Origin of the sequence: Labrys sp. WJW, from assembly GCF_001676615.1 — a bacterium.
Taxonomy (GTDB): Bacteria; Pseudomonadota; Alphaproteobacteria; order Rhizobiales; family Labraceae; genus Labrys; species Labrys sedimenti.
Map to the genome: position 1 here is coordinate 1 of NZ_LYXZ01000100.1, position 418 is coordinate 418.

A 418-nucleotide genomic window follows, 5' to 3' on the forward strand; every position below is an offset into this window, starting at 1 on the left:
TCAGCAGTTCGGTGAGCGTGGTACCGAGGCGTGCGGGGGAGGGAGAGACCCTGACGCCTGCGGCTTCGAGAGCGGCGATCTTGGAGCCGGCATCGCCCTTGCCGCCGGAGATGATGGCGCCGGCATGGCCCATGCGCCGTCCGGGAGGAGCGGTGCGGCCGGCCACGAAGCCGACGGTGGGCTTGGCGCGCCCGCGCCTGGCCTCGTCGGCCAGGAACTGCGCCGCATCCTCCTCGGCCGAGCCGCCGATCTCCCCGATCATCACGATCGAATGGGTGTCGGGATCGGCCAGGAACATCTCCAGCACGTCGATGAACTCGGTGCCCTTGACCGGGTCGCCGCCAATGCCCACCGCCGTGGTCTGCCCCAGCCCCTCATTGGTGGTCTGGAACACCGCCTCATAGGTCAGCGTGCCCGA

At 69.9% G+C, this 418-nt stretch carries 1 pseudogene; it reads right to left on the reverse strand.

Annotated features, from left to right (window positions below):
- A pseudogene (locus BA190_RS34705) lies at positions 1-418 on the reverse strand (succinate--CoA ligase subunit alpha); the annotation flags it as partial.